At 63.5% G+C, this 14,622-nt stretch carries 17 protein-coding genes; all 17 read right to left on the reverse strand.

What is annotated here, in order from left to right; translation table 11 throughout:
• Positions 1 to 75: 75 nt before the first annotated feature.
• On the reverse strand, positions 76 to 1,143 hold the full coding sequence (gene hypE / locus AC07W0_RS12305) for a hydrogenase expression/formation protein HypE (RefSeq protein ID WP_046484092.1): 1,068 nt from the start codon (positions 1,141 to 1,143) through the stop codon (positions 76 to 78).
• Entirely contained in the window at positions 1,140 to 2,276 is a 1,137-nt protein-coding gene (gene hypD / locus AC07W0_RS12310; RefSeq protein ID WP_079443710.1) for a hydrogenase formation protein HypD, read from the reverse strand. Before hypD ends, hypE begins: the two co-directional genes overlap by 4 nt.
• The gene (locus AC07W0_RS12315) at positions 2,273 to 2,506 is read right to left on the reverse strand and encodes a HypC/HybG/HupF family hydrogenase formation chaperone (protein ID WP_017845603.1); all 234 of its coding nucleotides are present in this window, start codon (positions 2,504 to 2,506) and stop codon (positions 2,273 to 2,275) included. The genes hypD and AC07W0_RS12315 overlap by 4 nt, the downstream gene beginning before the upstream one ends.
• Complete coding sequence (locus tag AC07W0_RS12320) at positions 2,497 to 3,660, reverse strand: Kae1-like domain-containing protein (RefSeq protein ID WP_017845602.1); 1,164 nt, start codon at positions 3,658 to 3,660, stop codon at positions 2,497 to 2,499. The genes AC07W0_RS12315 and AC07W0_RS12320 overlap by 10 nt, the downstream gene beginning before the upstream one ends.
• A complete protein-coding gene (gene hypB, locus AC07W0_RS12325) occupies positions 3,653 to 4,666 on the reverse strand; it encodes a hydrogenase nickel incorporation protein HypB (RefSeq protein ID WP_046383286.1) in 1,014 nt (337 codons plus the stop codon). Before hypB ends, AC07W0_RS12320 begins: the two co-directional genes overlap by 8 nt.
• 23 nt (positions 4,667 to 4,689) lie before the next feature.
• Complete coding sequence (locus AC07W0_RS12330) at positions 4,690 to 5,037, reverse strand: hydrogenase maturation nickel metallochaperone HypA/HybF (protein WP_046383285.1); 348 nt, start codon at positions 5,035 to 5,037, stop codon at positions 4,690 to 4,692.
• Complete coding sequence (locus AC07W0_RS12335; RefSeq protein WP_102617491.1) at positions 5,030 to 6,112, reverse strand: HoxV; 1,083 nt, start codon at positions 6,110 to 6,112, stop codon at positions 5,030 to 5,032. Before AC07W0_RS12335 ends, AC07W0_RS12330 begins: the two co-directional genes overlap by 8 nt.
• Positions 6,109 to 6,612 carry a [NiFe]-hydrogenase assembly chaperone HybE gene (hybE, locus tag AC07W0_RS12340; protein ID WP_102617492.1) on the reverse strand — a complete coding sequence of 168 codons (504 nt, stop codon included), beginning with the start codon at positions 6,610 to 6,612 and terminating at the stop codon, positions 6,109 to 6,111. Before hybE ends, AC07W0_RS12335 begins: the two co-directional genes overlap by 4 nt.
• Entirely contained in the window at positions 6,599 to 6,829 is a 231-nt protein-coding gene (locus AC07W0_RS12345) for a rubredoxin (RefSeq protein ID WP_017845597.1), read from the reverse strand. Before AC07W0_RS12345 ends, hybE begins: the two co-directional genes overlap by 14 nt.
• Before the next feature lie 7 nt (positions 6,830 to 6,836).
• Positions 6,837 to 7,730, reverse strand: coding sequence for a hydrogenase expression/formation protein (locus tag AC07W0_RS12350; RefSeq protein ID WP_052743351.1), 894 nt, complete (start codon positions 7,728 to 7,730; stop codon positions 6,837 to 6,839).
• Positions 7,727 to 8,209 carry a thioredoxin domain-containing protein gene (locus tag AC07W0_RS12355; protein WP_017845595.1) on the reverse strand — a complete coding sequence of 161 codons (483 nt, stop codon included), beginning with the start codon at positions 8,207 to 8,209 and terminating at the stop codon, positions 7,727 to 7,729. Before AC07W0_RS12355 ends, AC07W0_RS12350 begins: the two co-directional genes overlap by 4 nt.
• On the reverse strand, positions 8,206 to 8,580 hold the full coding sequence (locus tag AC07W0_RS12360) for a HypC/HybG/HupF family hydrogenase formation chaperone (RefSeq protein WP_017845594.1): 375 nt from the start codon (positions 8,578 to 8,580) through the stop codon (positions 8,206 to 8,208). The genes AC07W0_RS12355 and AC07W0_RS12360 overlap by 4 nt, the downstream gene beginning before the upstream one ends.
• Before the next feature lies 1 nt (position 8,581).
• Positions 8,582 to 9,217, reverse strand: a complete 636-nt coding sequence (locus AC07W0_RS12365) for a HyaD/HybD family hydrogenase maturation endopeptidase (RefSeq protein WP_026139853.1) — start codon at positions 9,215 to 9,217, stop codon at positions 8,582 to 8,584.
• Positions 9,218 to 9,237: 20 nt separating this feature from the next.
• Positions 9,238 to 9,921, reverse strand: coding sequence for a Ni/Fe-hydrogenase, b-type cytochrome subunit (gene cybH, locus AC07W0_RS12370; RefSeq protein ID WP_017845592.1), 684 nt, complete (start codon positions 9,919 to 9,921; stop codon positions 9,238 to 9,240).
• A gap of 61 nt (positions 9,922 to 9,982) precedes the next feature.
• Positions 9,983 to 11,839 (reverse strand): nickel-dependent hydrogenase large subunit, encoded by a 1,857-nt coding sequence (locus AC07W0_RS12375; RefSeq protein WP_017845591.1) that lies wholly within the window; start codon positions 11,837 to 11,839, stop codon positions 9,983 to 9,985.
• 6 nt (positions 11,840 to 11,845) lie between these two features.
• Positions 11,846 to 12,946, reverse strand: coding sequence for a hydrogenase small subunit (locus AC07W0_RS12380; protein ID WP_102617493.1), 1,101 nt, complete (start codon positions 12,944 to 12,946; stop codon positions 11,846 to 11,848).
• A gap of 435 nt (positions 12,947 to 13,381) precedes the next feature.
• On the reverse strand, positions 13,382 to 14,437 hold the full coding sequence (locus tag AC07W0_RS12385) for a HoxN/HupN/NixA family nickel/cobalt transporter (protein ID WP_017845589.1): 1,056 nt from the start codon (positions 14,435 to 14,437) through the stop codon (positions 13,382 to 13,384).
• Positions 14,438 to 14,622: the final 185 nt, after the last annotated feature.

Genomic DNA, 14,622 nt, shown 5'->3' on the forward strand with positions numbered 1-14,622 from the left:
CTTGGCAGGGTTGCGGAACGCATGGCGGCAACTGGAGGATGCCGCCGTTGGTTGCTGACTCAAGGCTTCAGGGCCTCAGCAGATTCTCGGCAGTTGTTCGCCCGACAACCAGTCCACCACCCTGCGCCCGCCGAATCGGGTCTGCATCTGCACAAAACCGTGAGCATCCTCAAGGACCGTGCCGATACGCACCGCATGTTCGCCCAACGGGTTGAGGCGCATACAGTCGAGCAGCGGCTGGGCGTCTTCTTCGGCGCAGATTGCGATCAGCTTACCCTCGTTGGCGATGTACAGCGGGTCCAGGCCCAACAGTTCGCAGGCGGCTTCAACCTGCGGCAGCACGGGAATCGCCGCTTCGTCCAACAGCATGCCGACTCCGGACTGACCGGCAATTTCGTTCAGCGTGGTCGCCAAACCGCCTCGGGTCGGGTCGCGCAGTACGCGCAGGCCGGGAGCGACCGCGAGCATCTGCGCCACCAAGCCATGCAGCGCCGCACTGTCAGACAGGATTTCGGTCTCGAACGTCAGCCCTTCTCGCTTGGACATGATCGCCACACCGTGTTCGCCGATGCTGCCGGACACCAAAATCGCATCACCGGGGCGTGCGCGATGCCCGCCCGTGTCGACCCCGTTGGGGATAATACCGATGCCGGTGGTGCTGATGAACACGCCGTCGCCACTGCCGCGTTCCACGACTTTGGTGTCGCCGGTGATGATCGGCACCCCGGCATCGCGGGAGGCGCGGCCCATCGACTCAACGATGCGCTTGAGGTCAGCGAGGGCAAAGCCTTCCTCGATGATGAAGCTGGCTGAGAGATAAAGCGGCCGCGCGCCGCCCATGGCGACGTCGTTGAGGGTGCCATGCACAGACAAGCTGCCAATGTCGCCACCGGGGAAAAACAGCGGCGACACCACGTGCGCGTCGGTGGCCATGACCATGCGTTCGCCGGGTTTGAGTTCCGGGCTGAAGGCGGCGCCATCGTTGCCCTGGCGCAACCACGGGTTGTCGAAGGCGGCGACGAATAGCTCTTCGATCAACTGCGCCGAAGCGCGCCCGCCAGCACCGTGGCCCATATCGACCACGCCGTCGCGAAAATTGAGGGGGCGTACATAACCGCGTTTTACGGGGGAACGGCCGGTCATACTGCAACAACCTCGATGTCTTTATAGCGCCCGTAGGCGTAATGAGCGGCGCAGGCGCCTTCGTTGGAGACCATGCACGAGCCCATGGGGTTTTCCGGGGTACATACGCTGCCGAACAGGCGGCAGTCGGTGGGCTTTTTCTGGCCGCGCAGGATCGGCCCGCATTCGCAGGCTTTGTTATCGGCCACGGCGCGGTAATGCAGGTCGAAGCGTTTTTCTGCATCGAAGGCGGCGAATTTCGCGCGAATGCGCAAGGCGCTGAACGGCACCTCGCCAAGCCCGCGCCATTCGAAGCTCTCACGCAGTTCGAAGATCTCGTCCATCAAGGTCTGGGCGGCGCTGTTGCCATTGCGGCCGACGGCGCGGACGAATTCGTTTTCGACCTCGGCGCGCCCGTCGTTGACCTGGCGCACCAGCATCAAAATTGCCTGTATCACGTCCAGCGGTTCGAAACCGGCAATCACCACCGGCTTGCGGTATCGGCGGGCGAACTCGGCGTAGGGTTCGGAGCCAATGATGATGCTCACATGCGCCGGGCCGACGAAGCCATCCAGTTCCACCGCCGCCGGATCTTGCCCGGGGGCGGCAAGGATATGCTCGATGGCCGCCGGGGTCAGGACATGGCAGCACAGCACGCTGAAGTTTTTCAGGCCGCGAGCGGCGGCGTCGCGGATCACCAGGGCAGTCGGCGGCGTGGTGGTTTCGAAGCCAATGGCCAGGAACACCACTTCACGCTCGGGGTTGGCCTCGGCGATTTTCAGCGCATCGCTGGGCGAGTAGATCATGCGGATATCCGCGCCTTGTGCCTTGGCGCGCAGCAGCGAGAGGCCACCGGACGCCGGCACGCGCAGGGTGTCGCCATAGCTGCAGAGGATCGCTCCGTCCTCCAGCGCCAGCTTCACCGCCAGGTCGATACGCCCAATCGGCAAGACACACACCGGACAGCCGGGGCCGTGGATCATGCGGACATTGGCGGGCAGCAAATCGCTCACGCCGTAACGCGATATCGCATGGGTGTGGCCGCCACAGAATTCCATGAAGCGGTATTGGCGTTCCGGCCGGACTTCGTCGCGGATGCGCTCGGCAATGCGTTGTGCCAGTTCGCCGTCGCGGTATTCATCGATGTACTTCATAGGGCTTCCGGTTGCAGGCGGTCCAGCTCTTCGAACATGGCCAGGGTCCGCTGGGCTTCTTCGGGATCGATCAGGCCGAGGGCGTAACCGACGTGGACGATCACGTAGTCGTCGACCTGGGCTTGCGGCACCAGCGCCAGGGAGATTTCCTTGCGGATACCGCCCAAGTCGACGAGTGCGTTATCGCCGGCGCGCAATTCGATCACGCGTGCGGGAATGGCTAGGCACATGCTTGGGATTCCTTCAATGGCAAAGCGGGTTGGCGCTGCGGGTCGCGCCAGTGCGCGGCAACCCAGGCTTGACCCAGGGCCAGCCCGGCATCGCCGCAAGACACAGCCTGCGCGCTGAAAACCGGCAAGCCCCTGGCGCTCAATCGTTGCGTGAGCCGGGCACTGAGCAGGCGATTGGCGAAGCATCCGCCCCCGAGCAGCACCGGCAGCGTGGTGGATTGGTGCTCGACCCAGTCGGCGAGAGCGGCGGCCAGCGTCAGGTGAAACAGCGCCGCGCCTTCTGCGCTGCGTGCGCTGTCGGCGAGTTCGAACAGGCGGGTCAGCAGCGGGAGCAGATCGAGCACGCCGTCAGCGCGGAGGTGCCACAGGCCGTCGATGGCAGGCTCGGCGTGGGTTGCCAGGTATTCAGCGGCCAGACGCTCCAGGGCAATGGCCGCCTCGGCCTCGAATTGTTGACGCACGCTGATGCCGAGAATCCCCGCAGCGGCATCGAACCAACGGCCGGCGCCACTGCTCGGCGGGCAGTTGAGATTGCGCGCGAGCATCTGCGCGACAGTGTTCGCGCTTTGTTCGCCGACCAGCGGCCCGAGCCGCCTGAGGATTTCATCGTCGCGCCCCAGCAGGTGCAGCGCCGCGGCGGCCAGGCGCCAGGGTTCGCGGGCGGCCACATCGCCACCGGGCAGCGGCAGTGGCAATAGATAGCCAAGTCGGCGCCAGGCATCGCTGGCCACCCAGAGCAACTCGCCGCCCCAGGCTGCGCCATCGCTGCCAAGGCCCACGCCGTCCAGCGCCAGGCCGAGTACCGGGCCGTCGAGGCCATGTTCGGCCATCAGCGCGGCAATGTGCGCGTGGTGATGCTGCACGGCTACAGCGGGCACGTTGAGTTTTTCCGCCAGCGTCACCGCCAGTTGCGAGCTATAGAAATCCGGGTGCAAGTCATGGGCGATGGCTTGCGGCGTGACTTCAGCGCACGCCAACAGAGCGTCCAACGACGCCGCCAGGTCCAGGCAGCTTTGCGGGTCGCCCAAGTCACCGTGGAGTGGCGACCACAGCACCTGATCGCCCTGCAACAGGCAGGCGGTGTTCTTCAGCCACGCGCCACAGGCCAGCACCGGCGGCCAGACCTGCGCGCCAGGCAGTTTTTCGCTACGCATGCGGGGCCTCCACCTGAGCTTTGAGACGGGCCAGTTCAGCTTCCAGCTCGGCGATGCGCGCGGCGCGTCGGTCAACCGCGGGGGCGCCGGCCAGCAACCAGTCGAGCCAGGCATCCAGCCCGGTGCCGTCGCGGGCGCTGAGCTGGATGATCTGGATCTGCGGGTTGACCTGTCGCGCATAGTCCAGGCAGCGCTGCACGTCGAAATCCAGGTGCGGCAACAGGTCGATCTTGTTGAGGATCATCAGGCGCGCTGCGGCGAACATGTCCGGGTACTTGAGGGGTTTGTCTTCGCCCTCGGTCACCGACAGGATCGCCACTTTGCCCGCCTCGCCCAGATCCCAGAGCGCGGGGCAGACCAGATTGCCGACGTTCTCGATGAACAGCATGCCGGCCGGCTCACCGCCGTCATGGGCGTGATGGCTGTGTTGATGCTGTTGAGTCTGTACGTGGGCGTGCGGCTGCTGATCAACGTGGCTATGCATAGGCGACTGATGCGTGTGACCGGCCGCGTGCAGCGCGTCGTGCAGCGGCAGGCGGCTGTAGGCTTCGGTGATCATCCGGGCATCGAGGTGGCAGCCTTTGCCGGTGTTGATCTGGATCGCGGGTACGCCGGTTTCGCGGATGCGCTCGGCGTCGTGACGGGTTTGCTGATCGCCCTCGATCACCGCCAGCGGCAAGTCGGCGCGGCGTTGGCGCAGGGCCATGAGGGTGCTGCACAACAGGGTGGTCTTGCCGGAACCGGGGCTGGACACCAGATTGAGGGCCAGTACGCCGTGGGCGGTGAAGTTTTCCCGGTTACGCGCGGCGTGCCGGTCGTTTTCGCCGAGGATGTCTTGCTCCAGGCGGATGGTGCGGGCCTGGCTCATGCCGGGCACTGAAACCCGCGCCTGACCCGCGCCGTAATGCAGGTCGCCGGTAGCGTCGACCTGCACATCGCTATCGGTGGCCGGAGCTTCGGTCTTGTCGTGTGAATGCCCGGTTCCGCAACCGCAGACGACGCACATGGTGTACCTCCAAAATCAAACGATTAATGATCCTCGACCTGCAGGTCGAGGATGCGCAATTCAGTCCCGCCGGTGGGTTGCAGCCAAAAGCCGCCGCATTGCGGGCAGCCGGCACCGCGCTCGATCAGCGGCACGCTGATGGCGCAATCCAGGCACCAGGCCTGGCCCGGGGGTTGTTCAATGTCGATTTGCGCGCCGGCCAGCAAGGTGCCGGGCGCCAGTGCTTCAAGGGCGAAACGCAGCGCCTCGATTTCAACGCCGGCCAGCTTGCCGGCCTCCAGGCGCAGGCGGCTGACCCGCACGAACGGATCGCGCCTGGCCGCCGCCTCGACGGCGCTGAGAATGCCGCCCGCCAGACTCACTTCATGCATGAATAATGTCCTCGCTCGGTACGGCTTCAAGCTCAAGGGTGAAGCCGATGCACGGGTCGAAAGCCGCGATCAACAGCTCAGCGCGACGTCGCGTGGCCGGATCGCCGGCTGACATCGTCGCCAAACCCTGGGCCAGCGCGCCGTGGGGATGAAGGTTCCATTCGGTCGGCGCGATGACCTGATAGTCGCGGATCAACACACCGGCATTCATTCGCTCCAGACAGACCCGGTGCAACAACAGGCCGCGCGACGTTTCGCTCCAGGCCAACGCCTCGTCGGGCCCCAGCGCCAATGCGCCGAGTGCCAAGCCAGCGGGCTGTGGCAGCGAGAGCCGCGCCAGTTCGGCGAGGCGCGCGCCCAGACGCAGCCAGACGCTGGCGTAGCGTTGTGGGTCGGCCTCACGCGCGCGGGTCCAACTGCCCGTCTCACAGGGTAGCCCGAAGGCCACCGGATGCAACGCAAAATCGCTGGCCTCTCGCAGTTGGGCGGCCACCACCTGCAGCGCTTGGGTGTTGCCGGCCAGCGACAGGGCATACACCGGCAGTTGCAGGGCGTGGGCATCCTCGCGGCAATCGGCCAGGGCGTGCGCCAGCCAATGATCGCTGCGCTGGCTCCACTCATCGAGCGCGCTGAACGGCTCGGCGTCCCATCGTTCAAGCCATTGCGCCACCGATTCGCCCAACCAGGCGGACATCGCCTGTTGCGGGGCGTGTTCCCAGGCATGCAGTTGGCTGAGATCGGGGCGCACCGACGGGTTACCCAGCAACCGCGGCCATTCGAGCAGCATACGCCGCACATGCTCGCGGCGGGTTTCGGCCTCCAGCATGCGCTGGGTGTTGGGGTCGATGGGGGTTTCGCCATGCAGTGCGGTGTCGACGGCCAACGCTGCGGTCAAGCGGTGCGCTTGCCCGCACAGGCTATAGAGCAACGGCAAGTGGTGCGCGGCGGTCTGTGGCGGCTGGCCGCGCAACAAGGTGGCGGCCAGCGCCGGACGCCCGCCGACAATGGCGGGCTGCTGGCCGGGACGCACCCGCAATGAGCCGCCGAGCCGTGCCAAGCCTGCCATGGCGATCATTGCGCCCCCCCGGACACGCGTCCGAACAGCAAGCCACGGCGGCTGATGGCCGGGCGTTCCGGTGCGCGTTCGGGCGCGTCCCGCAACAGCGCCAGCACCTGCTCGGCGGTTTGCCGGGCCGCGTCCTGATCGGCGAATTCAAACATCGGTGAAAACAGCGAACAGCTCTCGTAGCCACCGATGCCTTCACCGTCTGCGCCAATGAAGGTCAGGCACTGCCCGCCAAATTGATGTTCGCCTGACGCCCCCTGGGCCAGGAGTGTGCCGCGGTTCTCCGGCAGCCAGATCAGGTTCATGAACCAAGGGGTGATCAGAACACCCAGCACCCCGGTTGCCGCGTTTTCCCCGGCGATTTGCGCGCTGAAGCCCACCGCCTCGACCGCCAGCTGTTGATTGAGAAACGGCAACCCGCGCATGCGTGTCTCGGCGATGCCCTGGAAGTGCGCGCACAGGGTTTGTGCCTGTTGCGCCGGGCCGTCTTGGCGCTCAGACAGGTTCATCGATCACCATGAACTGCTCGGCATCGCCATCGCAATTCGGGCAACGCCAATGCTCCGGCAATGCGGAGAACGGCGTACCCGGCTCAATCTGCCAGACCGGGTCGCCGTCGCGCGGGTCATACACCCACCAGCAGATTTTGCATTCCAGGCGGGTGGCGTCGCTGATCCGGGCGTTGTCGCCACCGTAGCTGCCTTCGAAGCCGGTTTTTTCGTTCATCGTGACCTCACTGCCCTTCAAACCACTGGATAACGTCTTCGAAGCGCTCCAGTGAGTCGGCCAGGTCTTCGGGGGCGGCGCAGATCACTTCCGGCAGGTCGGTGATTTCGATGGTGTCGAGGATTTGCGCATCCTGTGAGTTGAAGTACGTGATGCGCCAGCAGTTCTGTATCCGGGTCGCGCTGATCAGGCAATTGCCATAGCCACGGGCCAAGGCGCGCACCGGGCCGGCGGGCAAGTAGGCGTCGAGGAAGGCGATGTCCTGCTCGGACAACGGCAGCAAGGTCAGGTTGATGACATGCACCTGATCGCCGGGTTGCCAGTGTTGGCTGCGGTCTTGTACCTCGGTCAGGATCGCCGGGGCGTTCATGACGCCAAGCGGCAACGCTGACGACAAGTCGAAATCCGCCGGTCGGGCCGCCGCGCGGGCATTGCCGCGCAGTTGCGAAGGCGCGGCGCCCACTTCGACGTGATCGTAGCCCTGGCCGTAGATGCGCCATACGCCGGCGAAGATCGATTCCTGGATACGCAACGACGGCTGCGCGGCAATGATCGCGCTGACCTCGCCTTCACCCAGCAATTGGTCGAGCAGCTTGCGGTCGCCTGTTTCCAGGCCACTGAGGTCGACGCTTTGCGTGGTCAGGCCGTTATTGCAGTCGCGCAGGCATTGCAGCAACGCTTGCAATGCGTGCCGCGCACCGGGCAGCGCCGCAAGCTCTTCAGGTTCGGGCAGCACCGGAATGCTATGGGTATACATGCCCTGAGGCATGCTGATGTATTCGAGCACGTCCTCATCGTCGGGTTGCGAGCCGGGGCCGATATCCACCACGGGGATGTAGTTCAGCGGATCGAACTCCACGGCGTGGCTTTGTGCATCGCGGTGATTGGCATCGTGGTTCATTGGCAACCTCCGGGGGCGCTGACCGGGGCACCGGCAAGCAATGGAATGCGCGCGTTGCTTTGGCTCACGGCAGCTTCCGCCAGGCGCAGGTATTCGTCCCAGTCGAGCATGCCGCTGAAGGTGCTGACGTAACCCGCATCGCGCAGCCACACCAGCGACGGCCAGCGGCGCACGGCAAAGCGCGCGGCGATGGCTTCTTCATCGGCGCGACCGACCACGCCCAGGCGCAGGCTCAATTGGTGGCGGCGCGCGATTTCCACGCGCAGTTCCGGCAACACCACGGCCACGTCCAGGCATTCGGGATGGCGTACCGGGTCACCGCACAGCAGCAACAGGCAGTCGCCCCCTTCGGCAAGCCAGGCATCGAGGTTGTCGGCGTCGATCCAGGTCGCGTCGAATTGCTCCACCAGCCGGCTGATCAAGGCCGGGATGGCGGGTGTCACGGGAATGGGCGCCATGAAAACAGCGGAGTCGCTCATGTGGGGTCCTTGACTGACGGTTGAGGTGGGGTGAGCGCGGCAGGCGCAAGGGGTGGCGACGCGTGGCCCAACAAGGCCGCCAGTTGCTCGGCGTTCATGGCCGAGGGCAGGCTGAAACCCGGCACGCTGTCGGGCTGCGGGGCCGTGCCGAACAGGGCCGCTTCGAGCAGGCGCAGGGTGGAGTCGATTTCGCTGGCGCGTTGGGCGTCGAGGCGTTCACGGGCGGCGTCGAGAAAGATCAACAGCCAGTCGCCGACCGCACACGGGCCGACCAGTGACAGGTCGATACGGCGCTCTTCGCCGTGGCGGTCGCGGCAGCGGGCGAAGCCCAACTCGGCCGCGATCACTTGCATGGGCAATCCGATGCACATATCAGGCGCGCCTGGCGAGGATGCGTTCGTCGCCGATCCGGCAGGCTTGCTGTTCGGACGGGCGTTCGTTTTCGTAGCGTTGCAGTTCGAGGTGCGGCAGGGTCACCGCCTCTTCACCCGCGAGTGGCGAGGCGCGCTTGTGCGGTGCCGCGCCCCAACTTTCGAGCACACGCAGCGCCTCATCCAGCGCACCTTCCATGGCGGCCCTGACGCTGGGGCGCAGGCTGCCGCCGTAGTCCATCATGTTTTCCGGCTGGCAACCGATCAACAGCACGCGTGTCGGGTAATGGCCGGTCAGTTGCGCGAGCATCAGCACCTCCTGAAAGCCGGTCTGGTGCAGGCTGAGCTTTTTGATGCCGAGGAATTTGGGGACATCGTCGTCGGCGATGAACTTCAGTTCGCCAGGCGCGAGGTTGTAATCCACGGCGTCGAAAATCAGCAGGTAATCGGCTTGCTGAACATGCTGGATCAAGTACAGGCCTTGCGTGCCGCCATCGATCAGCGCCACGTTGTCGGCGAACTCATAACGCTGTTGCAAGGCTTCGACGCAACGAACGCCGAAGCCTTCGTCGGCCCACAGGAGATTGCCGATACCCAGCACAGTGATCTGCGGCAGTGTCGGTTGGAGAGGACTCATGGCGGTTTCTACCAATGTGGTCATTTTTTAAAGGTCTTGTAGCCGGAAATCATTGCCCCGACCAAGCTCAGGCGCCCGTTGATTTCTTCGCGCACGGCGGCATAGATGTGGAACATGACGAATAGCACAATCACCCACATGCCCAAGTGATGCAGGACATGCACATTGTTGGATTGCCCCAGCAGCGGCAGTACCCAACCGAAGGTGCGTTCCTGCCAGGAGCCCATTTGCGCGCCTTCGCCATACAGCGCGAAGCCGGTCAGGATCATGAACAGCGAGGACAGCAAGAAGATGAAAAACATCGCGAAACGCGACAGCGGGTTGTGGCCGAACATCGGTTTTGGCGTCGGCCCGATGAACAGGTAGTAGCGCACCCAAGCGAGCATGTCGGCCCAGTAGACCTTGCTGGTCAGCGGCACCGAGAACAGTTCGCGGGCGTGATGATTGCCCACCAGCGCCCAATAGGCGCGCCCGATCATGGCGATGGTGAAAATGTACGCCGCGCTGAAATGCGCAAAGCGGATGTAGCCCATCACGAAATGGTCGCTGGCTTCGCCCGGTTGGGTCGCCAGCGGCGAACCGATCAGGTAGCCGGTGATGGCCAGCACCACAATGCAGGCGGCATTGATCCAGTGCCACAGGCGCACGGGCGCCTCGTACACGTATTCCGACGCGTCGAGGGGACTTTGAGTAGGTTGAGTCATAGCGTCACCTTTGGATGGGCAGGCGCCGTGGCGCCTGCCGAATGCAGCGTTGAACAATCGATCAACTGACCTTGACTGTGCTCAGCTCAGCGCCGTCCTCGCTCATCACGTGGGTGGCGCAGGCCATGCAAGGGTCGAAGGAATGCAGCGTGCGCAGGATTTCCACGGGCTGATCGGGGACGGCCACCGGCGTGTTCATCAGCGCGGCCTCGAAAGCACCGATCTGACCCTTGGCGTCACGCGGGCTGCCGTTCCAGGTGCTGGGCACGACGCACTGGTAGTTCTCGATCTTGCCGTTCTTGATCCGGATCCAGTGGCCGAGTGCGCCGCGTGGCGCGGCAACGATGCCGACCCCTTTGGCCTCGGCAGGCCAGGTGGACGGGTCCCATTTTTCGACGTTGGCGGTGGCACGGTCGCCGTTGCGGATGTTGGTCATCAACTCGTTCCAGTCGTCGACCATCATTTCTGCGCAGTACTCGGCTTCCAGGGCGCGGGTCAGCGTTCGGCCGATCGTGCTGGGCAACAGTTGCTTGGCGCTGAGGTTGGTTTCTGCCAGGCCCAGGGCTTTTGGCAAGTCGAGGTTGACGGCTCGCAGCGAACCTTCCAGTTGTTCCTTGACCCGCTGGCAATGCGGGTTGCCTTTGAGGGCATGGGCATAGCCCAGGATGTAACGCGCCAACGGCCCGACTTCCATGGCGTGGCCGCGCCAGCGCGGCGATTTGACCCACGAATATTTGGCGCTTTCGTCGACTTCTTCGATGTTGGTGCGGGTGCCCTTGGTCTTGGCGCCCAGCTCGTAGTTCGGCTCGGTGATGCCGTCCCACGGGTGCAGGCCCTTGTCGTTGTCCGGGTAGTTGTACCAGGAGTGGGTCACGAACTCTTGCACTTGCTCGGGATCACGCGCGTCGACAGGCAGGATTTCGTCCCAGTTACCGTTGAGGATCGCCCCGCCCGGCAATTGGTTGGTGCTGTCGTCGTAATTGACCTTGGCGTAGGTGCCGTAATCCATCACGTTGGTCGCCGACAAACCACCGCCGTGCAGCCAGCCTTTTTGCTTGTAGATAGTGCCAATGGCCAGCACGTCCGGCACATACACGTTGCGGCAGAAGGTCAGCGCTTCGTCGATGCGCGCCCGCACGAAGTTCAGGCGTTCCATATTCAACGGCGCACCGGCGGCCAGGTCGCCATCGATATTGATCGCGCAGGGCACGCCGCCGACCAGGTAGTTGGGGTGCGGGTTCTTGCCACCGAAGATGGTATGGATCTTCACCCACTCTTTCTGCAGGTCGAGGGCTTCAAGGTAATGGGTCACGGCCATCAGGTTGGCTTCAGGCGGCAGTTGGTAAGCCGGGTTGCCCCAGTAACCATTCATGAACGGCCCGAGCTGACCGCTTTCGACGAACTTCTTCAGACGGTTTTGCACGTCGCGGAAATAACCCGGTGAAGACAACGGGTGAGCCGGCGAAACGGTCTGCTGCAATTCCGAGGTGCGCTTGGGGTCAGCCTTGAGCGCAGACACCACGTCCACCCAGTCCAGTGCGTGCAGGTGATAGAAATGCACGGCGTGGTCATGGACTTGCAGGGTCTTGGCCATCATCTCGCGAATCAAGTGCGCGTTCGGCGGGATGCGAATGCCCAGCGCGTCCTCTACCGAGCGCACCGAGGCCAGCGCGTGGCAACCGGTGCAGACGCCGCAGATGCGCTCCACGAATGCCCAGGCGTCACGTGGGTCGCGGCCCTTGAGGATGACTTCGAGGCCGCGCCACATGGTGCCGGTGGAAACGGCGTTGCGGATAACGTTGTTGGCATCGAGGTTGACCTCGACGCGCATGTGGCCTTCGATACGGGTCACAGGGTCGACAACGATACGTCGGCCTGTGTTGTTGAGGTCGAAACCCTGAGTCGAATAGGTGCTCATTGGTGCTTATTCCTGTCTTGTCGCTGGGGCGTCGGGCGAGGTAGTGGGCGCTTTGCCGTTGCTGGCGCGTTTGAGGGCGGTGACGGCGGCGTGAGCAGTGATCGCTGCGCCGACGGTGACGCCGGCAACCAGGCCGATTTCGTCCGCGTTCGCTTCAACGCCAAACTGGTTGATACCGGTCAGGTGCTGATAGAACGAGCCCTTGTCCCAGAACCCCTCCTCCGAACAACCGATGCAGCCGTGGCCGGACTGAATCGGGAAGCTGGTGCCGCCATTCCAACGCACGGTCGAGCAGGCGTTGTAGGTGGTCGGGCCTTTGCAGCCGACTTTGTAAAGGCAGTAGCCCTTGCGCGCCGCGTCGTCGTCCCAGGACTCGACGAACTGACCGGCGTCGAAGTTCGGACGGCGGTAGCACTTGTCGTGAATGCGCTGGCTGTAGAACATTTTCGGCCGGCCCTGACGGTCCAGCTCAGGAATGCGGTCGAAGGTCAGCATGTAGGTGATCACCCCGGTCATGACTTCGGCGATCGGCGGGCAGCCCGGCACTTTGATGATCGGTTTGTCGGTGATGACCTTGTGAATCGGCACCGCCTGGGTCGGGTTCGGCTTGGCGGCCTGTACGCAGCCCCAACTGGCGCAGGAGCCCCAGGAAATGATCGCCTTGGCATCGCGTGAAACGCGCTTCAACTGCTCGACGAAGGGCTTGCCGCCAATGATGCAACTCATACCGTCCTGGTTCAGTGGCGGGTTGCCTTCGACGGCCAGGATGTAGTTGCCCTTGTACTTGGTCATGACCTCGTCAAGGATCGCCTCGGCCTGATGCCCGGCGGCGGCCATCAAGGTGTCGTCGTAATCCAGGGAGATCATCGACAGCACCACGTCCTTGGCCAGCGGATGCGCGGAGCGGATGAATGACTCCGAGCAACAGGTGCATTCCAGGCCGTGCAGCCAGAGGACTGGCGTGCGTGGCTTGTTCTCCATGGCCCAGGCGATTTTGGGCATGAATGCCGGGCCCAGCCCCAGCGACGTTGCGGTCAAGGAACAAAATTTGAGAAAGCTGCGGCGCGAGATGCCTTGTCTGCGCATCACCTCGTAAAACGTTTCCATTACTTTATTTCTCCTCCCCGAGAAGGTGCTTCAACGGGGGCTGCACTCGGTGTGTTGGAAATCTGTGCCCGACCAGGTGAGTCAGGCGCCATGCCGTCGGCTACAAAGGCCATCAGTTCTATGGGATGTTGAGGCTGCAGCCTGGGCATGATTGCGACGGCTGCTGGAAACATGCGGGTAACCCATGACGTTCAGTTATCTGGTAAGTACAAGACCTGTGCCATTTCGCCGCGGTGTAGATAAATTGCTTACTAATTAATTTATCTATCTGTTTTTAAAGGACTTTTACTTTTTTACCGAGCGCATTGAGACACCTTGTAACAAACCTCAACTGGAATGTTTGTTTCCACTATTTATGCAGCCTGGAAACCATATGTCCGGCTTGGCAAGTGGCTGGCGAGAGAACCTCGCCAGGCGCTGAAAGGAAGAGAAGGCTCAGGCGGGCGTCGCGTCCAGGCGGTCGTAGCCCTTGAAGCGGTAGAACAACACGGAAACGGCCCAGGTCAGGATGAATATCCCGACGATCAGGTAGCCGATCATGCCGAAGTTGTCGGTCAGCGCAGTGATGAAATCCCACACACCGCCGTGCAGATCCCAGCGCGCCGCGACCAGCCCGAGCACTTCCACCCCGCCCACCAGCAATGCCACCAACACCGACATGGACGTGATGGTCAGGTTGTAATAGAGCTTGCGTGCCGGGTTGACCAGTGCCCAGTGGTAAGCACCGGTCATCATCACGCTGTCGGCGGTGTCGACCAGCGCCATGCCGGCCGTGAAGAGCGCCGGGAACACCAGAATCGACCAGATCGGCAGGCTCTGCGAGGCTTGCACCGCAGCGATCCCCAGCAGGCCGATTTCCGTGGCGGTATCAAACCCCAGGCCGAACAGCAGGCCCAGCGGATACAGGTGCCAGGGACGGCTGATCAGGCGGAACAGCGGGCGCAACAGTCGGGCGATGGGGCCACCGCCGGTGAGTATCGCGTTCATTTCTTGCTCGCCGATCCGTTCGCCGCGCCGCACGCGGCCAAACGCCTGGTATACCGAGCGCAGGATGAGCAGGTTGATCAACGCCACCAGCAACAGGAAGGCGGCAGACACCGAGGTGCCAATCAGCCCGCCGAGGCCGTGAAAGGCTTCGATTTCGCTTTTGAACGCCGTGGCCGTCAGTGCGATGCCGAGCGAAGCCAGGATCACCACGGTGCTGTGCCCGAGCGAGAAAAACAGGCCGACACTCGCGGTTTGCCGGCCTTCCTGGATCAGCTTGCGGGTGGCGTTGTCGATGGCGGCGATGTGATCGGCATCCACGGCATGGCGCAGGCCGAAGCTGTAGGCCAGAAAGGCGGTGCCGAGCAACAGCGGATAGTCATGGAAGGCCGTGAAAGCCCAGGCCCAGGCCAGCAGGTTGGCAGCGACCAGGCCGGCAAAAATGGCCAGGACGCGATGTTTGAACGTCAAAGGCGCACGAGTCGGTGAAACAGGATGCAAGGGCATGCGAACTCCAGAAAGATGGGTTCAAGTATGAAGAAACGAAAAAACCTCATACAAACCCTGTGCCAGTTTGCGTGCCGAGTGCCATTCAGGCGTGGTCAGGCGCTCGCAGAACATGGCGGCTGGACAATGACTGTCCAGCCGAGCCGGTAACTGGACAATGAGCTTCCAGCGCCGCTGCCGGATTA

Source organism: Pseudomonas sp. GW704-F2 (genome assembly GCF_059423025.1).

Excerpts from the sequence above, each read along its gene's own strand:
- hypE (WP_046484092.1), bottom strand. The coding sequence starts at position 1,143 with ATGACCGGCCGTTCCCCCGTAAAACGCGGTTATGTACGCCCCCTCAAT.
- hypD (WP_079443710.1), bottom strand. The coding sequence starts at position 2,276 with ATGAAGTACATCGATGAATACCGCGACGGCGAACTGGCACAACGCATT.
- AC07W0_RS12315 (WP_017845603.1), bottom strand. The coding sequence starts at position 2,506 with ATGTGCCTAGCCATTCCCGCACGCGTGATCGAATTGCGCGCCGGCGAT.
- AC07W0_RS12320 (WP_017845602.1), bottom strand. The coding sequence starts at position 3,660 with ATGCGTAGCGAAAAACTGCCTGGCGCGCAGGTCTGGCCGCCGGTGCTG.
- hypB (WP_046383286.1), bottom strand. The coding sequence starts at position 4,666 with ATGTGCGTCGTCTGCGGTTGCGGAACCGGGCATTCACACGACAAGACC.
- AC07W0_RS12330 (WP_046383285.1), bottom strand. The coding sequence starts at position 5,037 with ATGCATGAAGTGAGTCTGGCGGGCGGCATTCTCAGCGCCGTCGAGGCG.
- AC07W0_RS12335 (WP_102617491.1), bottom strand. The coding sequence starts at position 6,112 with ATGATCGCCATGGCAGGCTTGGCACGGCTCGGCGGCTCATTGCGGGTG.
- hybE (WP_102617492.1), bottom strand. The coding sequence starts at position 6,612 with ATGAACCTGTCTGAGCGCCAAGACGGCCCGGCGCAACAGGCACAAACC.
- AC07W0_RS12345 (WP_017845597.1), bottom strand. The coding sequence starts at position 6,829 with ATGAACGAAAAAACCGGCTTCGAAGGCAGCTACGGTGGCGACAACGCC.
- AC07W0_RS12350 (WP_052743351.1), bottom strand. The coding sequence starts at position 7,730 with ATGAACCACGATGCCAATCACCGCGATGCACAAAGCCACGCCGTGGAG.
- AC07W0_RS12355 (WP_017845595.1), bottom strand. The coding sequence starts at position 8,209 with ATGAGCGACTCCGCTGTTTTCATGGCGCCCATTCCCGTGACACCCGCC.
- AC07W0_RS12360 (WP_017845594.1), bottom strand. The coding sequence starts at position 8,580 with ATGTGCATCGGATTGCCCATGCAAGTGATCGCGGCCGAGTTGGGCTTC.
- AC07W0_RS12365 (WP_026139853.1), bottom strand. The coding sequence starts at position 9,217 with ATGAGTCCTCTCCAACCGACACTGCCGCAGATCACTGTGCTGGGTATC.
- cybH (WP_017845592.1), bottom strand. The coding sequence starts at position 9,921 with ATGACTCAACCTACTCAAAGTCCCCTCGACGCGTCGGAATACGTGTAC.
- AC07W0_RS12375 (WP_017845591.1), bottom strand. The coding sequence starts at position 11,839 with ATGAGCACCTATTCGACTCAGGGTTTCGACCTCAACAACACAGGCCGA.
- AC07W0_RS12380 (WP_102617493.1), bottom strand. The coding sequence starts at position 12,946 with ATGGAAACGTTTTACGAGGTGATGCGCAGACAAGGCATCTCGCGCCGC.
- AC07W0_RS12385 (WP_017845589.1), bottom strand. The coding sequence starts at position 14,437 with ATGCCCTTGCATCCTGTTTCACCGACTCGTGCGCCTTTGACGTTCAAA.